This is a genomic window from Devosia sp. CN2-171 (assembly GCF_049354815.1).
Lineage (GTDB): Bacteria > Pseudomonadota > Alphaproteobacteria > Rhizobiales > Devosiaceae > Devosia_A.
On sequence record NZ_CP186479.1, the window covers coordinates 854,728 to 873,913 of the forward strand.

The 19,186-nt window shown below is 65.1% G+C and carries 23 protein-coding genes; 10 read left to right on the top strand and 13 right to left on the bottom strand.

The window, feature by feature from the left end:
• The first annotated feature begins 30 nt into the window (after positions 1 to 30).
• Together purM and purN are read left to right on the top strand one after the other, a co-directional pair.
• The gene (purM, locus tag ACOYW5_RS04350) at positions 31 to 1,107 is read left to right on the top strand and encodes a phosphoribosylformylglycinamidine cyclo-ligase (RefSeq protein WP_423068032.1); all 1,077 of its coding nucleotides are present in this window, start codon (positions 31 to 33) and stop codon (positions 1,105 to 1,107) included.
• On the top strand, positions 1,104 to 1,700 hold the full coding sequence (gene purN, locus ACOYW5_RS04355; RefSeq protein ID WP_423068033.1) for a phosphoribosylglycinamide formyltransferase: 597 nt from the start codon (positions 1,104 to 1,106) through the stop codon (positions 1,698 to 1,700). Before purM ends, purN begins: the two co-directional genes overlap by 4 nt.
• On the opposite strand, the gene ACOYW5_RS04360 is transcribed toward purN, so the two are convergent.
• The gene (locus ACOYW5_RS04360) at positions 1,697 to 2,308 is read right to left on the bottom strand and encodes a dihydrofolate reductase family protein (protein ID WP_423068034.1); all 612 of its coding nucleotides are present in this window, start codon (positions 2,306 to 2,308) and stop codon (positions 1,697 to 1,699) included. The two genes, purN and ACOYW5_RS04360, sit on opposite strands and share 4 nt — an antisense overlap.
• A gap of 14 nt (positions 2,309 to 2,322) precedes the next feature.
• A complete protein-coding gene (locus ACOYW5_RS04365) occupies positions 2,323 to 3,267 on the bottom strand; it encodes a bifunctional helix-turn-helix transcriptional regulator/GNAT family N-acetyltransferase (RefSeq protein ID WP_423068035.1) in 945 nt (314 codons plus the stop codon).
• A gap of 269 nt (positions 3,268 to 3,536) precedes the next feature.
• Here ACOYW5_RS04365 and ACOYW5_RS04370 point away from each other — a divergent pair, with 269 nt between their 5' ends.
• The gene (locus tag ACOYW5_RS04370; protein ID WP_423068036.1) at positions 3,537 to 4,427 is read left to right on the top strand and encodes a DMT family transporter; all 891 of its coding nucleotides are present in this window, start codon (positions 3,537 to 3,539) and stop codon (positions 4,425 to 4,427) included.
• Here ACOYW5_RS04370 and ACOYW5_RS04375 read toward each other — a convergent pair.
• A complete protein-coding gene (locus ACOYW5_RS04375) occupies positions 4,424 to 4,900 on the bottom strand; it encodes a VOC family protein (protein WP_423068037.1) in 477 nt (158 codons plus the stop codon). The two genes, ACOYW5_RS04370 and ACOYW5_RS04375, sit on opposite strands and share 4 nt — an antisense overlap.
• A gap of 126 nt (positions 4,901 to 5,026) precedes the next feature.
• Between ACOYW5_RS04375 and ACOYW5_RS04380 the strand changes: the two genes are divergently transcribed.
• The gene (locus tag ACOYW5_RS04380; RefSeq protein WP_423068038.1) at positions 5,027 to 5,602 is read left to right on the top strand and encodes an alkylhydroperoxidase; all 576 of its coding nucleotides are present in this window, start codon (positions 5,027 to 5,029) and stop codon (positions 5,600 to 5,602) included.
• A 318-nt stretch (positions 5,603 to 5,920) separates the two neighbouring features.
• Here ACOYW5_RS04380 and ACOYW5_RS04385 read toward each other — a convergent pair whose 3' ends face one another.
• The 4 genes from ACOYW5_RS04385 to ACOYW5_RS04400 form a co-directional block, all read right to left on the bottom strand.
• Positions 5,921 to 6,319, bottom strand: a complete 399-nt coding sequence (locus ACOYW5_RS04385) for a hypothetical protein (RefSeq protein WP_423068039.1) — start codon at positions 6,317 to 6,319, stop codon at positions 5,921 to 5,923.
• A gap of 62 nt (positions 6,320 to 6,381) precedes the next feature.
• Positions 6,382 to 7,884: an Asp-tRNA(Asn)/Glu-tRNA(Gln) amidotransferase subunit GatB gene (gene gatB / locus ACOYW5_RS04390; protein ID WP_423068040.1), complete on the bottom strand. Its 1,503-nt coding sequence runs from the start codon at positions 7,882 to 7,884 to the stop codon at positions 6,382 to 6,384.
• 10 nt (positions 7,885 to 7,894) lie between these two features.
• Positions 7,895 to 8,419: a GNAT family N-acetyltransferase gene (locus ACOYW5_RS04395; protein WP_423068041.1), complete on the bottom strand. Its 525-nt coding sequence runs from the start codon at positions 8,417 to 8,419 to the stop codon at positions 7,895 to 7,897.
• 41 nt (positions 8,420 to 8,460) lie between these two features.
• Entirely contained in the window at positions 8,461 to 8,769 is a 309-nt protein-coding gene (locus ACOYW5_RS04400) for a chorismate mutase (RefSeq protein WP_423068042.1), read from the bottom strand.
• 316 nt (positions 8,770 to 9,085) lie between these two features.
• Between ACOYW5_RS04400 and ACOYW5_RS04405 the strand changes: the two genes are divergently transcribed.
• Positions 9,086 to 9,340 carry a YjhX family toxin gene (locus ACOYW5_RS04405; protein WP_423068043.1) on the top strand — a complete coding sequence of 85 codons (255 nt, stop codon included), beginning with the start codon at positions 9,086 to 9,088 and terminating at the stop codon, positions 9,338 to 9,340.
• 439 nt (positions 9,341 to 9,779) lie between these two features.
• Here the strand turns inward: ACOYW5_RS04405 and ACOYW5_RS04410 are convergent, their stop codons facing one another.
• The 5 genes from ACOYW5_RS04410 to ACOYW5_RS04430 form a co-directional block, all read right to left on the bottom strand.
• On the bottom strand, positions 9,780 to 10,094 hold the full coding sequence (locus tag ACOYW5_RS04410; protein WP_423068044.1) for a hypothetical protein: 315 nt from the start codon (positions 10,092 to 10,094) through the stop codon (positions 9,780 to 9,782).
• 124 nt (positions 10,095 to 10,218) lie between these two features.
• Complete coding sequence (gatA, locus tag ACOYW5_RS04415; RefSeq protein ID WP_423068045.1) at positions 10,219 to 11,703, bottom strand: Asp-tRNA(Asn)/Glu-tRNA(Gln) amidotransferase subunit GatA; 1,485 nt, start codon at positions 11,701 to 11,703, stop codon at positions 10,219 to 10,221.
• Between the two features lie 70 nt (positions 11,704 to 11,773).
• Positions 11,774 to 12,256, bottom strand: coding sequence for a GNAT family N-acetyltransferase (locus tag ACOYW5_RS04420; RefSeq protein ID WP_423068046.1), 483 nt, complete (start codon positions 12,254 to 12,256; stop codon positions 11,774 to 11,776).
• Positions 12,257 to 12,262: 6 nt separating this feature from the next.
• Positions 12,263 to 12,550, bottom strand: a complete 288-nt coding sequence (gatC, locus tag ACOYW5_RS04425; protein WP_423068047.1) for an Asp-tRNA(Asn)/Glu-tRNA(Gln) amidotransferase subunit GatC — start codon at positions 12,548 to 12,550, stop codon at positions 12,263 to 12,265.
• A gap of 81 nt (positions 12,551 to 12,631) precedes the next feature.
• The gene (locus tag ACOYW5_RS04430; protein ID WP_423068048.1) at positions 12,632 to 13,138 is read right to left on the bottom strand and encodes a hypothetical protein; all 507 of its coding nucleotides are present in this window, start codon (positions 13,136 to 13,138) and stop codon (positions 12,632 to 12,634) included.
• A gap of 60 nt (positions 13,139 to 13,198) precedes the next feature.
• On the opposite strand from ACOYW5_RS04430, the gene ruvX reads away from it, so the two are divergent.
• The 5 genes from ruvX (at position 13,199) to dprA (ending at position 17,786) form a co-directional block, all read left to right on the top strand.
• Entirely contained in the window at positions 13,199 to 13,660 is a 462-nt protein-coding gene (gene ruvX / locus ACOYW5_RS04435; RefSeq protein WP_423068049.1) for a Holliday junction resolvase RuvX, read from the top strand.
• A gap of 68 nt (positions 13,661 to 13,728) precedes the next feature.
• Positions 13,729 to 14,724 carry an aspartate carbamoyltransferase catalytic subunit gene (locus ACOYW5_RS04440; RefSeq protein WP_423068050.1) on the top strand — a complete coding sequence of 332 codons (996 nt, stop codon included), beginning with the start codon at positions 13,729 to 13,731 and terminating at the stop codon, positions 14,722 to 14,724.
• Positions 14,721 to 16,034: a dihydroorotase gene (pyrC, locus tag ACOYW5_RS04445; RefSeq protein WP_423068051.1), complete on the top strand. Its 1,314-nt coding sequence runs from the start codon at positions 14,721 to 14,723 to the stop codon at positions 16,032 to 16,034. Before ACOYW5_RS04440 ends, pyrC begins: the two co-directional genes overlap by 4 nt.
• On the top strand, positions 16,031 to 16,663 hold the full coding sequence (gene plsY, locus ACOYW5_RS04450; protein WP_423068052.1) for a glycerol-3-phosphate 1-O-acyltransferase PlsY: 633 nt from the start codon (positions 16,031 to 16,033) through the stop codon (positions 16,661 to 16,663). Before pyrC ends, plsY begins: the two co-directional genes overlap by 4 nt.
• Positions 16,664 to 16,667: 4 nt before the next feature.
• Positions 16,668 to 17,786 (top strand): DNA-processing protein DprA, encoded by a 1,119-nt coding sequence (gene dprA / locus ACOYW5_RS04455; protein WP_423068053.1) that lies wholly within the window; start codon positions 16,668 to 16,670, stop codon positions 17,784 to 17,786.
• Here dprA and ACOYW5_RS04460 read toward each other — a convergent pair.
• Positions 17,754 to 19,097: a hypothetical protein gene (locus ACOYW5_RS04460; protein WP_423068054.1), complete on the bottom strand. Its 1,344-nt coding sequence runs from the start codon at positions 19,095 to 19,097 to the stop codon at positions 17,754 to 17,756. The genes dprA and ACOYW5_RS04460 overlap by 33 nt on opposite strands.
• Positions 19,098 to 19,186: the final 89 nt, after the last annotated feature.

The window sequence follows — 19,186 nt, forward strand, 5'->3', positions numbered from 1 at the left end:
CGCTACCCCTGAAATATGGCGAACAAGCCCATGTCCGACGCGCAAAACGTGCCATCAAACGGGCTCTCGTACAAGCAGGCCGGCGTCGACATAGACGCGGGCAACGCGCTTGTCGAGGCTATCAAGCCCGCCGTCCGCTCGACACGACGCTCCGGCGCCGATGCAGAGATCGGCGGCTTCGGCGGGCTGTTCGACCTCAAGGCGGCTGGTTTCACCGATCCCATCCTCGTTGCCGCCAATGACGGCGTCGGCACCAAGCTCAAGATCGCAATCGAAACCGGCAATAACGCGACCATCGGCCAGGACCTCGTGGCCATGTGCGTCAACGACATCATCGTCCAGGGCGCCGAGCCGCTGTTCTTCCTCGATTACTTCGCCACCGGCAAGCTCGACGTTACCACCGGCATCGCTATCGTCGAGGGCATCGCCGAGGGCTGCCGCATCGCCGGCTGCGCCCTCATCGGCGGCGAGACGGCCGAAATGCCGGGCATGTATCACGGCAAGGACTACGACCTCGCCGGCTTCGCCGTCGGCGCAGCCGAGCGTGGCACCCTGCTCCCGCGCGCCGATATCGCTGCCGGCGACGTACTGGTCGCCATCGCCTCGTCCGGTGTCCATTCCAACGGCTATTCGCTCGTCCGCAAGATCGTCGAGCTCTCGGGCATCGACTGGTACCTGCCGGCACCGTTCGAGCCGGGCAAATCGCTCTCGGACGCCCTGCTCGTCCCCACCCGCATCTACGTGAAGCCCCTGCTCTCGGCGCTGAAGGCCGGCATCGGCATCAAGGCCCTCGCCCACATCACCGGCGGCGGCTTCATCGACAATATCCCGCGCGTCCTGCCCGATGAGCTCGCCGCCCACGTCCAGCTCGACCGCATCCGCGTGCCCAAGGTGTTTGCCTGGCTTGCCCGCGTCGGCGGCATGAACGAGCGCGAGATGCTCCGTACCTTCAACTGCGGCGTCGGCATGCTGTGCGCCGTGGCCAAGGACGATGCGACCAGGCTCGTCGAGCACCTCGCCGCTGCCGGGGAAACCGCCGCCATCGTTGGCGAACTCCGCCCCCGTGCCGGCGAGCCCGTCACCTTCGAAGGCACGCTGGCGCTGTGAGCGAACCTCGCAAACGTGTCGCGATCCTGATCTCCGGCCGCGGCTCGAACATGTCGGCCTTGATCGAAGCCGCCAAGGCGCCCGACTATCCGGCGCAGATCGTCGGCGTGTTCTCCAACCAGCCCGATGCCGGCGGCCTGCAGGTGGCGGCCAGCCATGGCATCGCCACTGCCTGGCGCTGGCACAAGGACTATCCGAGCCGCACCGGCTTCGAGCTTGCCATTGCCGACGTGCTGAAGCTCTGGCGCCCCGACATCATCGCGCTCGCCGGTTTCATGCGCATCCTGACGCCCGAGTTCACCGAGAAGTGGAAGGGCCGGATGATCAACATCCACCCCTCGCTGCTGCCGTTGCACCGGGGCCTCCACACGCACGAAGCCGCTATCGCCGCCGGCGACAAGGAGCATGGCTGCACGGTGCATTTCGTCACGCCCGGGATGGATGAGGGCCCGACCATCCTCCAGGCCCGCGTCCCCATCCTCCCCGGCGATACGCCCGACACACTTGCCGAACGCGTCCTTGCCGAAGAGCACCGGATCTATCCGGAAGCGCTGGCGCTCGTCGCGCGCGGCGCGGCGACGTTCTCGGGCTAGGCTTCGTAATCTGGCGCATAGACCGCCAGCACCTTCCCTGACCCCGGCCAGCTTTCCGAGCGGAGCAGCCGCAGCGGCACTCTTGGTCGCTTGGCGAACATGGGTAAGCCCTCGCCACCGACGATCGGGAAGAAGGTGATGTGGATTTCGTCCACCAGCCGCTTCGCCAGGAGGTCCTGCCACAGCAGCCGGCTCAGCAGCACAAGCATGTCGCCATCGCCGCCTGCCTTGAGCGCCGCGATCCGCGATGCCGCATCGGCCCGCGCGATAACCTCCGTGTTCTCCCACGGCGCCAGCTCATCAGCGCCCAGCTTGTCGGAGATCACCAGCTTTGGTCGCTCGGCGATCAACCCCGCGAACTCCCGGCGCACCGGCGTCGCCTCGGGGTTGTCGCGCATGCCCGGCCAATAGCCTTTGTTGCCGAGGAAGGCCTTGCGGCTCAGCAGCAGGTAGTCCGCCGCCTTCAGCAGGTCGCGATTGTAGAAGTCGAAGCTCGCATCGGCCTGATAGTCCGGATGGAAGTAGCGGAACAGCGACCCGATATCTCCGTCCGGCCCATCGAAGAGCCCATCAAGCGTAGCGAAGTTGCTGACCACGACCTTGCGCATGCCGCCTCCCGAACCTATCCCCGCCAGATCATATAGACGTTCGCCCGCGAATAGTGCGTGCCCGCGCGAACGGCCGGCTGATGCTCGAACCCACTGCTTTCGTAGAGCCGGATCGCCGTCTGCAGCTTTGTGTTGGTCTCCAGGTACAACTGGTGCCCACCCAGTCGCTTGAACTCGGCGATCGCCGCCTCAATCAGCTTTCGCCCGATGCCCAGGCCCTGCGCCGAGGGGTCGACGCCCATCTTGGTCAGCTCGTACTCGCCGGGGCTCACCTGCATCAGCGCACAGGTGCCCACCACCTCGTCGCCGAGCATGGCAAAGAAGATCGTGCCACCCGATGACAGGATCACCCGCTCCGGATTCGAGAGCACCTCGATGTCGTAGGGTTCGAGCTCGAAGTAACGCTGCACCCAGTCGGCATTGAGCCGGTAGAAATGCTCCCTCAGCTCCGGCGCGAACGGCACAATCCGCACGCCCTCGTCGCGGTAGGCCGCAGCGCGCGCGAGGATCGTCTCCGCCAGTTCCGGCCCCGGCACCCGCGCCAGTGCCTCGAGCGTCGTCACATCGAGGCCGTTGGCCTGCACCCGCTGTTCCAGCCCCTCGCGCATGGCACGCCACAATGGCTTCGCTGCGCGGATCGCCGCCTGCGATTTGGCATTCAGCGACAGCCGTCGCGTTCGCCGATCGTCGGCATCGCTCGCGGCACTCAGCCAGCCGTCGCGCACCAGCCGCGTCGCAATCTGGCTGATCGCCGAATGCGTCTGCCCCACCGCCGCCGCGATCTCGCCCACCGTCATCGGCCCGCGGTCGTGCAGCAGACGCAGGATCGGGAACCAGCGTCCCTGCAGCTCGATGCCGTGGCGGGCGTAGACATCGTCAGCCATGGCATAGAGCTGGTCGCTGATCGCCTTCAGCTGGCTGCCGAGCGAAAGCAGCCCCATCTCGGACAAATAGCTCATGTCGCACCTCCGAATGCATTTATGTAAGTGCTAACATATCTGCCGGCACGGCGCCAAGTCATCACGGGAATCGATCGCAGCCATCGTCAAAAACGGTTCGACGCGGCCTCTTTACGCCCCTACCTTGCGCACAAACGGAGAACACGGATGCCTGCGACTCGCATCGAAACCCGCGCCGGCTGGATCGGCGACCGCCACGAGGCGTTGCGTCGGGAGAACCAGAGCCTGCACTGCTTGATGGCACTCGGCTTCAAGGTCGAGGTCTGATCATGCCGTTGCGCTACTGGCTGCTCATCATCCTGCTCGGCGCCGTCTGGGGCTGTTCGTTCCTGTTCAACGCCGTGCTGATCCGCGAAATCAGCCCGCTCTGGGTCGCGGCCGGCCGGGTTACCATCGGCGCCGCGATCTGCTGGCTGGTGTTCTTCGCCACCCGCAAAAGGCTGCCGACCGACCTCAGGCTCTACCCGCAGTTCCTGGTCCTCGGCATCCTCAACTACGCCATCCCCTTCGCGCTCTTTCCCTTCGCCGAAGTCACCGTCGCCAGCAGCATCGTCGGCGTCATCAACGGCATGACGCCGATGACCACCGTAATCATCTCGCAAATGTGGCCGGGTGGAGAGAAAGCGAGCTGGAACAAGGTCGCGGGCGTACTGATCGGTTTCACCGGCGCGACCATCCTCGCCCTGCCCTCGTTCAGTGAAGGCGCCTCAGCGCAGGTCATCGGCCTCCTCGCCGCCTTCGTCGCCACCTGCTGCTACGCGATCACGCTCAACTACGCCCGCCGTTTCGCCAAGGTGGAGCCCTATGCGGTCGCCTCGAGTTCCTTGACCGGCGCCGCGCTCGTCTCGGTTCCCGTGGCGCTTATCTTCTCGGGCATTCCGGTCATTACCCTGCCCGAGACCTGGGGGGCGCTATTCGGCATTTCGGTGTTCTCGACCAGCTTCAGCTTCCTCCTGGTCTACTGGTTGCTGCCGCGGGTTGGCGCGACGAACCTGTCGCTCAACACCTTCATCACCCCGATCTCGGCGATCCTCCTGGGCGTGCTGGTGCTGCACGAGCGCTTCGAGCTCGTCCACATCCTCGGCATCATCGTGATTTTCTTTGGCCTCATCTTCATCGACGGCCGACTGGTGAAGCGCTTCCGGCGCGCCCCGGCTTAGAAGAACGGCCGCGCCGTATCGCCGGGGCGGCCTTCGTCGATCATCGTGTCGCGGTCGGCGAAGTCGATGCCGTCCTCCTCGCGCGCCGCCAGCAGTTCGGTCGGCGTCGAAATGTCGATGACCATGCCGTTCTTGTCGCGGATCAGCCCGCGCGTCTGGCCGTAGTCGAGTGCAACCGCCTCGGACACGATATCGGCGCCCATGGCGCGGGCGCGGTCCATCACATCCATGACGTCATCCACCACGAAGGTGAGATAGGTGCCCTCGTGCATGCCCCAGGCATGGCGCGGCGTATATTCACTGACCTGGTCGATCAGGCCGATCTGCACGTTCGGCTGGCCGGCAGGGCTGAGGATCACAAACCAATCGCTGTCGTAAACCGTCTCGAGCCCGAACAGCTCCCGATAGAAGGCGACACTGTCGCCGAGGTCCTTGCACAACACGTTGAAGAGGACGCGGTTGAGTACGGGCATGGTGGCCTCCACTGAAAATCGCTCAAATTGAACGAACGGCGGGAACAGCGGTTCCCGCCTGCCTCACTTCACACCGGCACCGTCGCAGGGCAGTGTGGCGTCATTGAAGTGGAGATGTGGCCGCAAATGTACCTCAAGACCATTTCGGACGACGAAGCCATCGGCGAGGTCGCCGAGCTGTTCGCGGCCGAGCGCCAATCGATGGGCACGGTGATGGAGGCCACCCGCTGCTGGTCGGCCCGGCCGGACATGCTCCTGCCTGTCGAGCGCCTGCTGCATCAGATGCGGAACGAATTCTCCCTCGGGCTACTCAACTTCCGACTGATCACCTTCATCGCTGCCAAGCACGTGCCCTCGAGCTACTGCTCGCACGTCTATTTCCGCAGCCTCTCCAACATGATCGGCCGCGAGCAGGTACTCGCCGTCCATCGCGACTACCGCAACGCCGGGCTCACCGAGCAGCAGGTCGAGATGCTCGCCTATGCCGAGCAGATCACGAAGGATGCGAGCAAGATCACCGAAGCGAACATCGCCCGGCTCCGTGCCGTCGGCTTCACCGATCTCAACATCGCGGACATCGCGCTGGCCGCGTCCTACCGCAACTTCATGAGCCGCTATTTCGACGCCGTCGGCGCCACCGCCGAGGCGAGCTTCCTCGACGAGGATCCGGACGTTCGCGCGGAAATGGCGGTTGGGAAGTAACAGAGCGCGATGCTCGCCCGCCTCGCGCCCTTCGCCCCGCCGCACCCACCGCCGTCATCCCCGCGAAAGCGGGGACCTAGTGGGATGCTTCAGCGGGCAGGTGAGCAACTCTACCCTTGCCATCCGCGTCTATGACGCCTATGTGACAGCTGCTGACGGGCTTCGCCGCCCGTTGGTTTGGGCCCGTCCGGAGTTTCCACCTCCTGGTCGGGCCCTCTTATTTTCTGACACCAGCATGGCGAGCCGCAGTACCAACCCGCCAATGGCGAACGCGTCCCGGCGCTTCTTGGTATTGTTCAGCACGCCGCTTGAAGGCCGCTACTCATCCTCATCGCCGGGGTAACGGTCGAGGTGGACGATATCTCGGTTTCCGATCAAAGCCACCAACGACATAAAATACTGGGCGGCTTGGTCAAACTGAGCCAACGGCAGTTGATCAAGCGTGGCGTCCGGCATTCTCCGCCCGTCAGGCTTTCGCCGTCGGACAATGACATAAGCGCTGTTCTCGTCAGCGGTGGGCTGGAGAACCGCCAACGTGGCCGAGTGATTGGCCAACGTGGTGTAGGTTACGTACCAGTCCTTCTCGAAGCGGACGCCCTTCATTATCAGACCGCCCTTGTCCCTGAAGACAACTGGCTTCTTGGCAGGCAGCAGTTTCATCTCGCGAATCTCGCTGGCGAACTGCTCCATCCGTGTCCTTACTTGGTCGAGATCCACACTACTCTCCAGCCGATCTAATCACGTACGAATGCAGCGAGTATCGCTCTGAGCAACGCCAACTACTCGATCCCGAGCTTCTTCTTCAGCAGCTCATTCAGCGCCTGCGGGTTGGCCTTGCCGCCGCTCGCCTTCATCGCCTGCCCGACGAACCAGCCGAGCACGGTCGGCTTCGCCTTCACGGCTGCGACCTGCCCCGGATTGGCGGCGATGATCTCATCGATCACCGCCTCGATGGCGCCGAGGTCGGTCACCTGCTTCAGGCCGCGACGCTCGACGATATCGGCCGGGTCGCCCTCGGGTTCCTCGGCGATGATGATCTGCAGCACGTCCTTGGCGCCCTTTGACGAGATCGTGCCGGCCGCAACAAGGTCGACGATCCCGGCGATCTGGCCCGGCTTGATTTGCGTTTCGAAGACGCTCAGCCCCTGGCTGTTGGCGAACGCCGCGATGTCGCCGTTGACGAGGTTGGCCACAGCCTTGCCGTCGCGCTTGGCTCCGCCGAACTTCACCGCCGCTTCGTAGTAATCCGCCGACTCCCGCTCGAGCGTCAGCACCATCGCGTCGTACGGCGTCACGCCGTACTCCTTGATGAAACGCGCCTGCTTGTCGTCCGGCAGCTCCGGCAGGTGCTGGGCCAGCTCGTCGATGAAAGCCTGATCGAACTCCAGCGGCAAGAGGTCCGGATCGGGGAAGTAGCGATAGTCGTGCGCCTCTTCCTTGGAACGCATCGAGCGCGTTTCGCCAGTCTTGGGGTCGTAGAGCCGCGTCTCCTGGTCGATCTTGCCACCATCCTCGAGGATGTCGATCTGGCGGCGCGCCTCGAACTCGATGGCCTGGCCGGCGAAGCGGATCGAGTTGACGTTCTTGATCTCGCAGCGCGTGCCGAACTCACCGCCGGGCTTCCGCACGGACACGTTGATGTCGGCACGCATGGAGCCTTCTTCCATATTGCCGTCACAGGTGCCGAGGTAGCGCAGGATCGTCCGCAGCTTGCTCAGGTACGCCTTGGCCTCGTCCGAGTTGCGGAGGTCCGGCTTCGAAACGATTTCCATAAGCGCCACGCCCGACCGGTTCAGGTCGACGAAGCTCATGTTCGGATGCTGGTCGTGGATCGACTTGCCGGCGTCCTGCTCGAGGTGAAGCCGCTCGATGCCGATCTCGATATGCTCATCGCCGCCCATGTCGAGGAATACCGAGCCCTCGCCCACGATCGGGTCCTTGAACTGGCTGATCTGGTAGCCCTGCGGCAGGTCCGGATAGAAGTAGTTCTTGCGGTCGAAGATCGACCGCTTGTTGATCTTGGCCTTGAGCCCCAGTCCCGTGCGCACGGCCTGCCGCACGCACTCGGCATTGATCACCGGCAGCATGCCTGGCATCGCCGCATCGACAAACGACACGTTCGCATTCGGCGGCGAGCCGAACTCGGTCGAGGAGCCTGAGAACAGCTTGCTCTCAGACGTCACCTGGGCATGCACTTCCATGCCGATAACAATCTCCCAATCCCCTCTCGCACCCTTGATGAAGCTCTTGGGGTTGGGGGTCCTGGTATCGATGAGGGTCAAGTGGGCGTTCCTATTCTTCTTCTTCGTCGGCCAGCGAGCCGCGGTATGGGGAGAGGCGTTTTTCGAGCCGCACGCTCAAATGCGCATCGCTCGATTGTGGCCCCTCGCGCTTCAGCACCAGGATCCTGTAGCCCTGATGCTGGTAGAAATTCACTGCCCGCACGTTGTCGCTGAGCGTGTCGAGCTGCACCCGGTCGTTACCCTCGAGTTCGAGCAGCGACTCCATCCGGCGCAGCAGCAGCTTGCCGATGCCCTGGTTCTGCAGCGACGGCGTTACGAACAGGTACGGGATGTAGGCCCGGCTGCGGGCCCGGGCGCACCAGCCGACCGGCTTGCCGTCGATCTCGGCGACGATCGTGCGGTCCAGCAGCTCGTGCACGGCGTTGCCGAGGCGGTGCTTCTCGCTCTGCCGGCTCGCCGCCTCACCCGAGAGGAACGGGCGCAGGTCGCGCTCCCAGGCGAGCAGCGCCAAATCGGCCAGCCTCTCGGCTTCGCTTGCCACTGCCTTCCTGACGATGATCTCGGACGACGTCATCTCTATCGATCTCGTTGGCTCCGGTACGCCGCCAGCCTAACTCAGCCGTGGCGCTTGCGGGCAGCGATAATGCCCTTTTCGTAGTTCACATTCCAGTTGATCAGCGTGCGCCAGATCAACTCGGCTTGGTCCTCGTCGAGCTCCAGTTCCTCGGCGCGCTTGCGCTGCTTGGAAATGATCGCTTCGATGCGGGTCGGGTCATAGGCCTCGTGCGGATCGGTCTTGATCTCGGCCATGCGCGTCACATAGGCGTGGCGCTCGGCCAGCAGCGAGAGCAGCCCCTGATCGATGCGGTCGATCTCGGCACGCACGTCTTCCTTGCTCTGGCATTCGGCGGGGGTCTTGGTCACGGGAGGCACTCGGCAAGAGAACGAAACAGAGGTGAGAGTTGCTGGTTTGCACCGCCACGCCGGCGTTTGCAACCGGGGGCTTGGCACCCACGGCGTTCAGTCGCTATTCATGACCTGTTCATCGGCGCCGCGTCATTGGGACAGCTGCACTGACGGAGAACGTCGTATGTCTAGCCTGCCGGAGATTGCGTAACACCCCCGACCGCCTGATTGCACGATGCAATCAGTGAGCTGGCTCGGGGTCTGAACCAGGCAGCTGCCAAGCGAGATGCTGGCGGCGGCTCGCTTCGACGCATCCCCAAGGCACTGACATTCCATGGATATTTCCCGCGAAGAACAGCGGGTGCTGCACGCCCTCGCGCAGGGCGGCGCTATTCACGCACTCAAATCCGAGAACGGCAAGATCACCGGCATCGAGCTCTTCAGCCGTGACGGCTGGCTCATGCCCTGCACCCTCGGCATGTTCAAAAAACTCAAGAACAAGAAGGCCATAGCCTCCAGTGACAGCCGCCCCTACCGCATCACGCGACGCGGCCTGGAGCTGGTACGGGCGGAGGTGGACAACCGGTAGGGGGTGCTCGCCGCCCAACCACGGTGTCGCCCCGGCGAAGGCCCGGGGGCTGTCATGAGATGCCGCAACCTACTGAGGAGGCTGAGGTATCTTGTGATGGATGCCGGCCTGCGCCGGCATGACATTGCGCATTATGCAAAACTAATCCCCCTACCTCCGCACCGGCCGTATTCTCCCCCCATCCCACCGATGCGAGGCGCTCCGCGGCGTCGCGGTGGGGGTTCGGGCTAGCGGGGGGCGTCCTCGTCAGGGTCAGTCGGTTCCTGCATCGCTTCGTGGTGCCGGCAGGCCAAAAGACCGTTCGCAATGGGCGGGGCGAGAGTCCCAACCTTTGTACAGTTTGGCGGACGACCGCCACAGGGACGAAGTCCCGCCCATGCCGCATCCTCGGATGCGGCAATACTGCAGCAAATCCCGATGGCGCGAGCCAGTCGGGCTTCTAGTGCTGCGTCATGCCGCTCAGTTCGCGGGCGATGTGCTCCCACTCGGAGGAGACGCTGGCGGTGGCGCGCTTGCGACCGGCCTGGCGATACCAGTAGTCGGCATTGCCCATGTCGGCTTCGATCCAGTGCAGCAGGGCGTGCACCCAGTCGAACTCGAAGGTGCCTTCCATGGCCTGGACGATGCGATGCGCCTCTTCCCACTCGGGACCGACGCGCAGTTCACCCTTCTTCATCCACCACAGGGCCTGCAGCGGCTTGGACAGGTCCTTGGGCGGAGCCGACCAGTCGAGGGTCGTGAAAACGTCGGCCATGGAGCCAATCCTCTGATACGAAACCACCGGGCGGACCGGCAGATCGACAAGTCTCAATTTGCGCATGCGCGGCAAATAGTGCCGAAACCGCTAGTCTTCAAGCGGTTTTGACGTTCCGTGGTTATCACCACCACTTGTCGGGGCTGAAATCGATGCTCGCCGAACGCTCGATGACGCGACCGGCAGCGAACAGGGTTTCCTCGTCGAACGGCTTGCCGATGAGCTGCAGGCCGAGCGGCAGCCCCGCCCCGTCCTTGCCCGCCGGCACCGCGATTCCCGGCAGGCCGGCCATGTTCACGGTCACCGTGAACACGTCGTTGAGATACATCTTCACCGGATCGGCCTTCATGTCCTCGTCGCCAATACCGAAGGCTGCGGAGGGCGTTGCCGGCGTCAGGATGGCGTCGACGCCGTCGTTGAAGACGATCTCGAAGTCGCGCTTGATCAGGGTACGGACCTTCTGGGCCTGCACGTAGTAGGCGTCGTAGTAGCCAGCCGACAGCACATAGGTGCCGATCATGATGCGGCGCTTCACCTCGCGGCCGAAACCATCGGCGCGGGTCAGCTCGTAGAGGTCGGTGATGTCCTTGCCGGTATCGCGCAGCCCGTACTTCACGCCGTCATAGCGGGCGAGGTTCGACGACGCCTCAGCCGGCGCCACGATATAATAGGCCGGCAGGGCATACTTGGTGTGCGGCAGCGAGATATCGCGAACCGTCGCGCCCTCGGCCTTGAGCCATTCGATACCGTGCTGCCAGAGAGCCTCGATCTCCGCTGGCATGCCGTCCATGCGATACTCGCGCGGAATGCCAATCACGAGGCCCTTCACGCCGCGTTCGACGGCTGCGGCAAAGTCCGGCACTGCCAGCTCCACCGAGGTCGAGTCCTTGGGGTCGAACCCGGACATCGAGGTCATCATTATCGCTGCATCCTCAACGGTGCGAGCGATCGGCCCAGCTTGATCCAGCGAGGATGCGAAAGCGACGATGCCCCAGCGCGAGCAGCGGCCGTAAGTCGGCTTGATCCCAACCGTGCCAGTCAGCGCCGCCGGCTGGCGGATCGAGCCGCCGGTATCGGTCGCGGTCGCCGCGGCGCAGAGCCACGCCGAAACGGCCGCAGCCGAGCCACCAGACGAGCCACCCGGCACCAGCAGCGCATTCGAGTTCGAGGCGCGCCAGGGGTTGATCACCGGGCCGTAGTAGGAAGTCTCGTTCGACGAGCCCATGGCGAACTCGTCCATATTGAGCTTGCCCAGCATCACTGCGCCATCGCGCCAGAGATTCGACGTCACCGTCGACTCGTACTCGGGCTTGAAACCATCGAGGATGTGGCTCGCCGCCTGGGTGTGCACGCCCTTGGTGCCGAACAGGTCCTTGATGCCCAGCGGGATACCCTCGAGCGCGCCACCCTGACCGGCTGCCAGCTTGAGGTCGCTGGCCTTGGCCTGCGCCTGAGCCTGTTCCCCGGTCACCGCCACGTAGGCGTTGAGCTTGGGATTGGCGACCTCGATCGCCTTGAGATAGGCGCCGGTAAGTTCGCTGGAAGTAAAATCCTTGCGCTTCAGCCCGTCACGGGCAGCAGCAAGGGTTAGGCGGGTAAGATCGGACAAGGCAAGCTCGCGGGAATGACGCGGGAATATCGACCGCCGTTCCTACAGAGGTGCGGCGTTTCCCGCAACCTCAGGCGACGGCAGGCTGATCGAGCCGCTTTTCAAAGAAGGCCGACCACTCGCTGTCCGGGTAGTCGAGGAACGGCCCGCGGGGTGTGAAGCCGCTGCGGGTATAGAGGCGATGAGCCTCGGCCATGCCGTCGCCGGTACCGGTCTCGAGCAGCAGATGGCCGATCCCCTTCTGCCGCGCTAGCTCGGTGATTGCTTCGAGCAGGGCCGAGCCGACTCGCTGACCGCGCACGGACGGTCTGGTGTACATCCGCTTCACTTCGCCCTCGCCGGCAGAAATCACCTTGAGCGCCCCGCACCCCACGGCCTCACCGGCCTCGTTGCGCGCTACGAACAGCGTGGTGTCGGCGCCTGCCATCTGCTCGACCGTCATCTTGAACTGGAATTCGATGGGCGAGAGCGGCAGCAGGTGGTCGTTCAACTCGCTCACCAACTGGCGAACGTCGTCCTGCAGCGGCGTTTCAATGGCGATCGTGATAGCCATGACAGCTTACTCGACGACCTTCGGGACCATGAAGAAGTTGTCTTCGCTCAGCGGTGAATTGGCGACGATCTTCTCGGGGTAGCCGCCGTCGGTCACTTTGTCCTCGCGCAGTCGCAGCTTCATCGGCATCACCGAGGTCATCGGCTCGACACCGGTCACGTCCACTTCGCCCAGTTGCTCGACGAATCCGAGAATGGTGTTGAGCTCGTTCTGGTAGGTCTCGACTTCGCCCTCCTCGATGCGGATGCGGGCAAGGCGGCCAATACGCTTCACGGTGGCGGCATCAACAGACATTGGGCACTCCGAAAGTCACGATTTTGCGCGTTCTAGCAACGCCGCGGCGCAACGCAAAACGAAAAGCCTTGATGGTCGCCATCAAATTTCCAGTGCCAATCCGACTTCGAGCGAGGTCAGGCCGGTCCCGTTGAGGCGATTCCGCAGGGCCGAGAAAGTCTTGTCGACAACCCTTTCCGGCGCGGCCACCGCGATCAATTTCGGTCCAACCGCGTCGAGCACATCGGCCGCCAGCTGATCGGCCACATCGCCAAACGCGACAACCACCGAATCCCTGCCCCACCGACCAAGCCTTGGCGGCGTCGCCGTCGTCAGCACCAGCGGCGGCTCGCCCGGTGCCGCAACAATCGCGCCCCCCTCGATGCCATGAACGGAAACCTCGCCGACCTCATCCAGCATCGACCCAGCCCGCCCCGGCTGCCATGTCGCCGCATCGACCCTGTCGAGCTCGCCCATCGAGAATACCCGGTCCGCCCCGGACACCAGCTCATCCGGATCCACCCCGCCAATCCCCGCGGGATCACAGACGAGTATACTGCCGCCGATATGAATGCGGATCGTCGTGCCGCCGAACCAGGTGAGTTTCATCGCTTGCCTCTTTGAAGTGGCACAGGTAGCCAGAACCGAGCTTTCTGCAAAGGGCATCGCTTGACCGACCCGGACAACAATCCCCTTTCCGCCCTCCCTCCCACGGGCAAACTGCTCGGCCTCGATCTCGGGACCAAGACCATCGGCGTCGCGATCTCCGACGGCATGCGCTACTCCGCCACCCCGCTCGAAACCATCAAGCGCACCAAGTTCACCCAGGACTCGGCACGGCTGATCGAGCTGATTGCCGAAAATGACGCGGTTGGCTTCGTCCTCGGGCTGCCGCTCAACATGGATGGCTCGGAAGGCCCACGCGTCCAGTCCACCCGCGCCTTTGCCCGCAACCTCGCGACCAAGGTCTCGATCCCCATCGTCTTCTGGGACGAGCGCCTCTCTACCTCCGCCGTCACCCGTACGCTGATCGAGGCCGATGTGCGTCGCGACAAGCGGGCCGAGGTCGTCGACAAGCTTGCGGCGAGCTACATCCTGCAGGGCGCACTGGAGCGGCTCCGGCGGGGATAATCCCTTCGGCCGCTTGCGAGTCTTGCCCCTACGGGGTAGACCCCCGCGAACATTCGGAACGGAGCGGCATGGCTACTTCCTCGCCAGCATCGGTCACCCCGGGCCAGCCGGCCCTAGGATCGCCATCAAGACCCCCATTCCGCCATCGGCATCTGCTCGGCATCAGCCAGCTGAACCAGTACGAAATCGTCGAACTGCTCGATCGCGCCGAGGCGATGATCCCGATCTCGCGCCAGCCCCGGAAGATCCTCCCCAGCCTCTCGGGCAAGACCCAGATCAACCTGTTCTTCGAGAACTCGACCCGTACGCAGTCGAGTTTCGAGATCGCCGGCAAGCGCCTTGGCGCCCAGGTCACCAACATGTCGGTGAAAACCTCGTCGGTGGCCAAGGGCGAGACGCTGATCGACACTGCCGCGACGCTCAATGCCATGCGCCCGGACGTCATCATCGTCCGCCATGCCGCCTCCGGCGCGGTCGAACTCCTCAGCCAGAAGGTCGGCTGCTCTGTGATCAATGCCGGCGACGGTGCGCATGAGCACCCGACGCAGGCGCTGCTCGACGCACTGACGATCCGCCAGCACAAGGGCTATCTCGCGGGCCTCACCGTCGCCATCTGCGGCGATATCGCCAATTCGCGCGTGGCCCGCTCGAACCTGTTGTTGCTCGGCGCCATGCAGGTCCGCACCCGCGTCGTCGCGCCCCGGACCCTCATCCCCCGCGGCATCGAGGCGCTGACCTCCGAGGTTTACACCGACATGCGCAAGGGCCTCGAAGGCGCCGACGTGGTGATGATGCTCCGCCTGCAGCACGAGCGCGCCAGCGGCCGGATGATCCCGTCGATCCGCGAGTACTACCACTTCTACGGCCTCGACGCCGAGAAGCTCAGCTATGCCAAGCCCGACGCCATCGTCATGCATCCGGGCCCGATGAACCGCGGCGTCGAGATCGATCCGGCCATCGCCGACGGGCCGCGTTCGGTGATCAACGAGCAGGTCGAGATGGGCGTCGCCGTCCGCATGGCCGTGCTCGATACCCTCCTCGCCGACCGCGAGGTCGACGCATGAGCAAGCCCGTCGTCATCTCCAACGCCCGCATCGTCGACCCCGCGAGCGATCGCGACTCAGCTGGCGCTATCCTCGTCGAGGACGGCAAGATCGCCGGCATCACCAACGGCGCCCCACAGGGCGTGCCCGACGGTGCCCAGGTCTATGACGCCAAGGGGCTGATCGTCGCGCCGGGCCTCATCGACATGCGCGTTTTCACCGGCGAGCCCGGTCACGAGTATCGCGAGACGCTGCAGAGCGCCGCCGAGGCCGCCGCTGCCGGTGGCGTCACCAGCTTCGTGCTGATGCCCGACACCATGCCGGTCATCGACGATGGCGCCTTGGTCGACTTCCTCCTGCGCCGCGCCGGCGCCACCGCTTCGGTCAACATCCTCCCGGCCGCCGCGATCACCCGAGGTCTCAGGGGCGAGGAGATCACCGAGTTCGGCCTGCTCAAGGAAACGGGCGCCGTCGCTCTGACCGACGGCCGCCACTCGATCCAGTCTGCCGCCCTGCTCCGCGCCGCATTCACCTACGCGGCGAACTTCGACATGCCGGTGATCCACCATGTCGCGGACTATTCCCTGGTCGGCGAAGGGGTGATGAACGAGGGCACGCTTGCCACCGTCTCCGGCCTCAAGGGTATTCCCATCGAGGCCGAGACCATCCCCCTTGCCCGCGACCTGCAACTCGCTGCCCTCACCGGTGTGCGCTACCACGCCGCGCAGGTATCGACCGGCGCAGCGGTCGAACTCCTCGCCACCGCCAAACGTCGCAGCGGCACTGTCTCGGCCGGCATCTCCATCAACAATCTGGCGCTTAACGAAAACGACGTCGCGCCCTACCGCACCTTCTTCAAGCTCTCGCCGCCGCTCCGTTCCGAGGACGACCGGCGGGCCGTGATCGAGGGCCTCAAGTCCGGCGCCATTGACACCATCCATTCGGCTCACGACCCGCAGGACAGCGAGGTGAAGCGCCAGCCCTTCGCCGAAGCCTCCGATGGCGCCGTTGGGCTCGAGACTCTGCTCGCCGCGGCGCTCCGCCTCGTCCACTCCGGCGACGTACCGCTGCTGACGATCCTGCGCGCCATGACCAGCCGGCCGGCCGAAATCCTTGGCCTCGCTTCCGGCCGCCTCGCTGTCGGTGCCCCTGGCGACATCATCATCCTCGATCTGGAATTCCCGTGGGTGGTGAAAGATAGCGAGCTTCGCTCCCGCTCCCGCAACACCGCCTTCGAAGGGGCACGCATGCAGGGCGCGGTGATGCACAGCTTCGTTGCGGGCAAGCCGGTCTTCAGCCATGTTGCGACCCGGGAGGGCGCCACCGCATGAATTTCCTGATCGCAGCCGTCATCGGCTACATCCTCGGTTCCATCCCGTTCGGCCTGTTGCTGACGCGGGCCGTCGGCATCGACATTCGCGCCGTCGGCTCGGGCAATATCGGCGCCACCAACGTCTTGCGCACCGGCAACCGCTGGCTCGCCGCAGCGACGCTCATTCTCGACGCCGGCAAGGGCGCCGCCGCGGTGCTGATCGCGCGCTACTTCTTGGCGCCCGGGGCCGAGTCGCCCCTCGCCGCCGATTTCATCATCTACGGCGCAGGCATCGCTGCCTTCTTCGGCCATGTCTTCCCGGTGTGGCTGGGGTTCAAGGGCGGCAAGGGCGTCGCCACCTATATCGGCGTGCTGCTCGCCTGGAATTGGGTCGTCGGCCTGATCTTCTGCGGGGTCTGGCTGCTGATCGCTGTCGCCCGTCGCTTCTCGTCGCTCGCGGCCCTCACCGCCGCCGCCACCGCACCGATCTTCGCCTACTCCCTCGCGGGGTCGGACACCCAGGGCTACACCTTCGCTGCCGCCTGCGCGCTGCTGAGCTTCGTGCTCTACTTCAAGCACTGGGAAAACATCCGGCGCCTGTGGAACGGCACCGAACCTAAGATCGGCTCCGAGAAGAAGGCCGGCTGATTCCATGGCGCGTGACGGCATCGAACTGACGCCGTCGCAACGCACTGCGTGGCTCCGGCTCATCCGGACCGACAATGTCGGGCCGCAGACCTTCCGTCAGATGATCAATCGCGAGGGCTCGGCCGAGGCGGCGCTCGAGGCCCTGCCCGGCCTGCTTCGCCGCATCGGCACGCCTGCCCGTATCCCATCGCTCGCCGAAGCCGAAGAAGAGATCGCGCGGACGGCAAAGCTCGGCGGCCGGCTGGTCGGCTCCGGCGAACCGGACTATCCGCCGCTCCTCCGTTACATCTCCGGCGCCCCGCCGATGGTGACGATCGCTGGAGGTGACAACCTCGAGTGGCGCCGCACCGTCGCCATCGTCGGCGCCCGCAACGCCTCCACGGCCGGGCAGAAGTTTGCCCGCATGCTCGCCGCCGATCTCGGCGACGCTCGCTACACCGTCGTCTCCGGCCTGGCCCGGGGCATCGACAGCGCAGCCCACGCCGCCTCGCTCCATACAGGCACGGTGGCAGTCCTCGCCGGCGGCCTCGACCAGATCTATCCGAGCGAGAACCTCCCGCTCGCCCGCGAAATCGTTGCCAACGGCGGTGCCCTTCTATCGGAGATGCCGCTTGGCTGGGAGCCTCGGGCCCGCGACTTCCCGAGGCGTAACCGGCTTGTATCGGGTCTGTCGCTCGGCACGGTCGTCGTCGAAGCCGCCAAGCGCTCCGGTTCGCTGATCACCGCGCGCCTTGCCCTCGAACAGAACCGCGAGGTCTTCGCCGTCCCCGGCTCACCGCTCGATCCGCGCGCCGAGGGCGGCAATGCCCTGATCCAGCAGGGCGCCAAGCTCATCACCGGCGCGGCCGACATCATCGAGACCCTGCGCGAAGCCGACCCGTCCCGCACCAGCTTGCTAGAACCGGACTGGCTGCCCGATGCAGAAGTGTTCGACGCCGCGCCGCCCTCGACCGACGAGCGTTCGCGCCTCATCGAGGCATTGAGCGTCACGCCGGTGCCGGTCGACGACGTGATCAAGACCACCGGCATCGGCATCGGCCGCGTCCAGACCCTGTTGCTGGAGCTCGACCTCGACGGCCGGATCGAATGGTCAAGCGGCCAGCTCGTGGCGCTCCGGCCCTGATCGATCCCTAAGCAACAGCAGCGCGGCGAACGCCACCCAGTGCAGCAGCACAGGCGCAGCATTCGCTAGCCCGGCGGGGGTCAGGAACTCCGGCAGCAGCACGTCGATCAGCGGGTTGGCAAAGCCGGCATTGGCGAACATCTCCGTGCTCGCCGCAATCAGCGACAGCACAAGGCTCACGGCGAGCAGCGCCAGGACGACAACGCGCTGCCACACCCCGGCAGGCCAGGTGAAGGCCAGTGCGACCGCGGCCAGCGGCAGCATCGCTACCAGGTGGCGCGGCCCGGTGGATGAGCCGCCATCCCAGTAGTGATAGCCGGAGTTGATCAGCAGGTAGCTGAGGATCGTGCCGGCAACCACGATCGTCAGGCCACGCAGATCGGCCCGCCACATAGCCAGCAGGCCGAATGGCACCAGCACCAGCACCGGCGCCATCGGCAGCAGCCCGCGGAAATGGCCGAACAGGAGCTCGCCCAGCACGACCGGATTCGGCACCGACACGCCGAACAGTCCGGACTTCATCCCTTCGAAGCCGACGACCTGCGCATAGCCCAGCCGGAATGGCGAACCGAATGCCAGCCCGTTGTAGATGAGCAGCGGTGCGATGCCGATGGCGCCGCCAATGACCAACGCACTGAACGTCTGCCCGCGGGTCGGAGCGCGCAGCACGGCCCACACGCCGACCAGCACCGCGGCGGGCGCAGCGGTCAGGTCGATGACCATGAGATATCCCAGCACAAGCCCCGCGACTGCCGGGCGCCAGACCGAGGGCCGATCGACCCATCCTATGATCGCCACGGCGAACAACAGCAGGCTGCCGGTTGCGGCGTGGGCGAAGAACGTTGCCGACCAGCCGAAGAAAGGCGTCCCCAGCGCCAACGCCGCCGAGCCGAACAGGGCCGCCGCATCGCTCACACCGAGCCGCCGGGTGAAAAGGTACAGCACGGCGGCCGCCAACGCCGCCAGCAGGCTCACCGTGCTTGCCGTCGCCACCGTTACGTAACGCACGAACACGACGATATCGTCCGGGTTGTCATTGCCGCCCGCCGCCATCACCTGCCGCGCCAGCGCTACGGCCGGCACGGCCAGCAGCGACAGACCCGGCGGCTTGTCAGCGTAGAAGTGGCCGTCATGCTCCGCCTTGTCGACCGTCAGCGGCGCGAAGCGGTCGATGTCGAGGCGGCCCTCGGTGATCGAGATCGCCAAGGCGGTGCGGGTGATATGCTGCGGATTGCGGCCGTCCTCTGGCGCATAGCGGATGAACGCCACCAGTGCGACAAAGAAGATGATGAGCGCCTTGATCGTGCGCATTCCGCGAGCTCCCAGACGGCGTCAGCCATAGCAGGCCCCGGTTAACGGCGAGGCTATCGCACCGAAATCTTCCCCGAAGGGGAATGGCC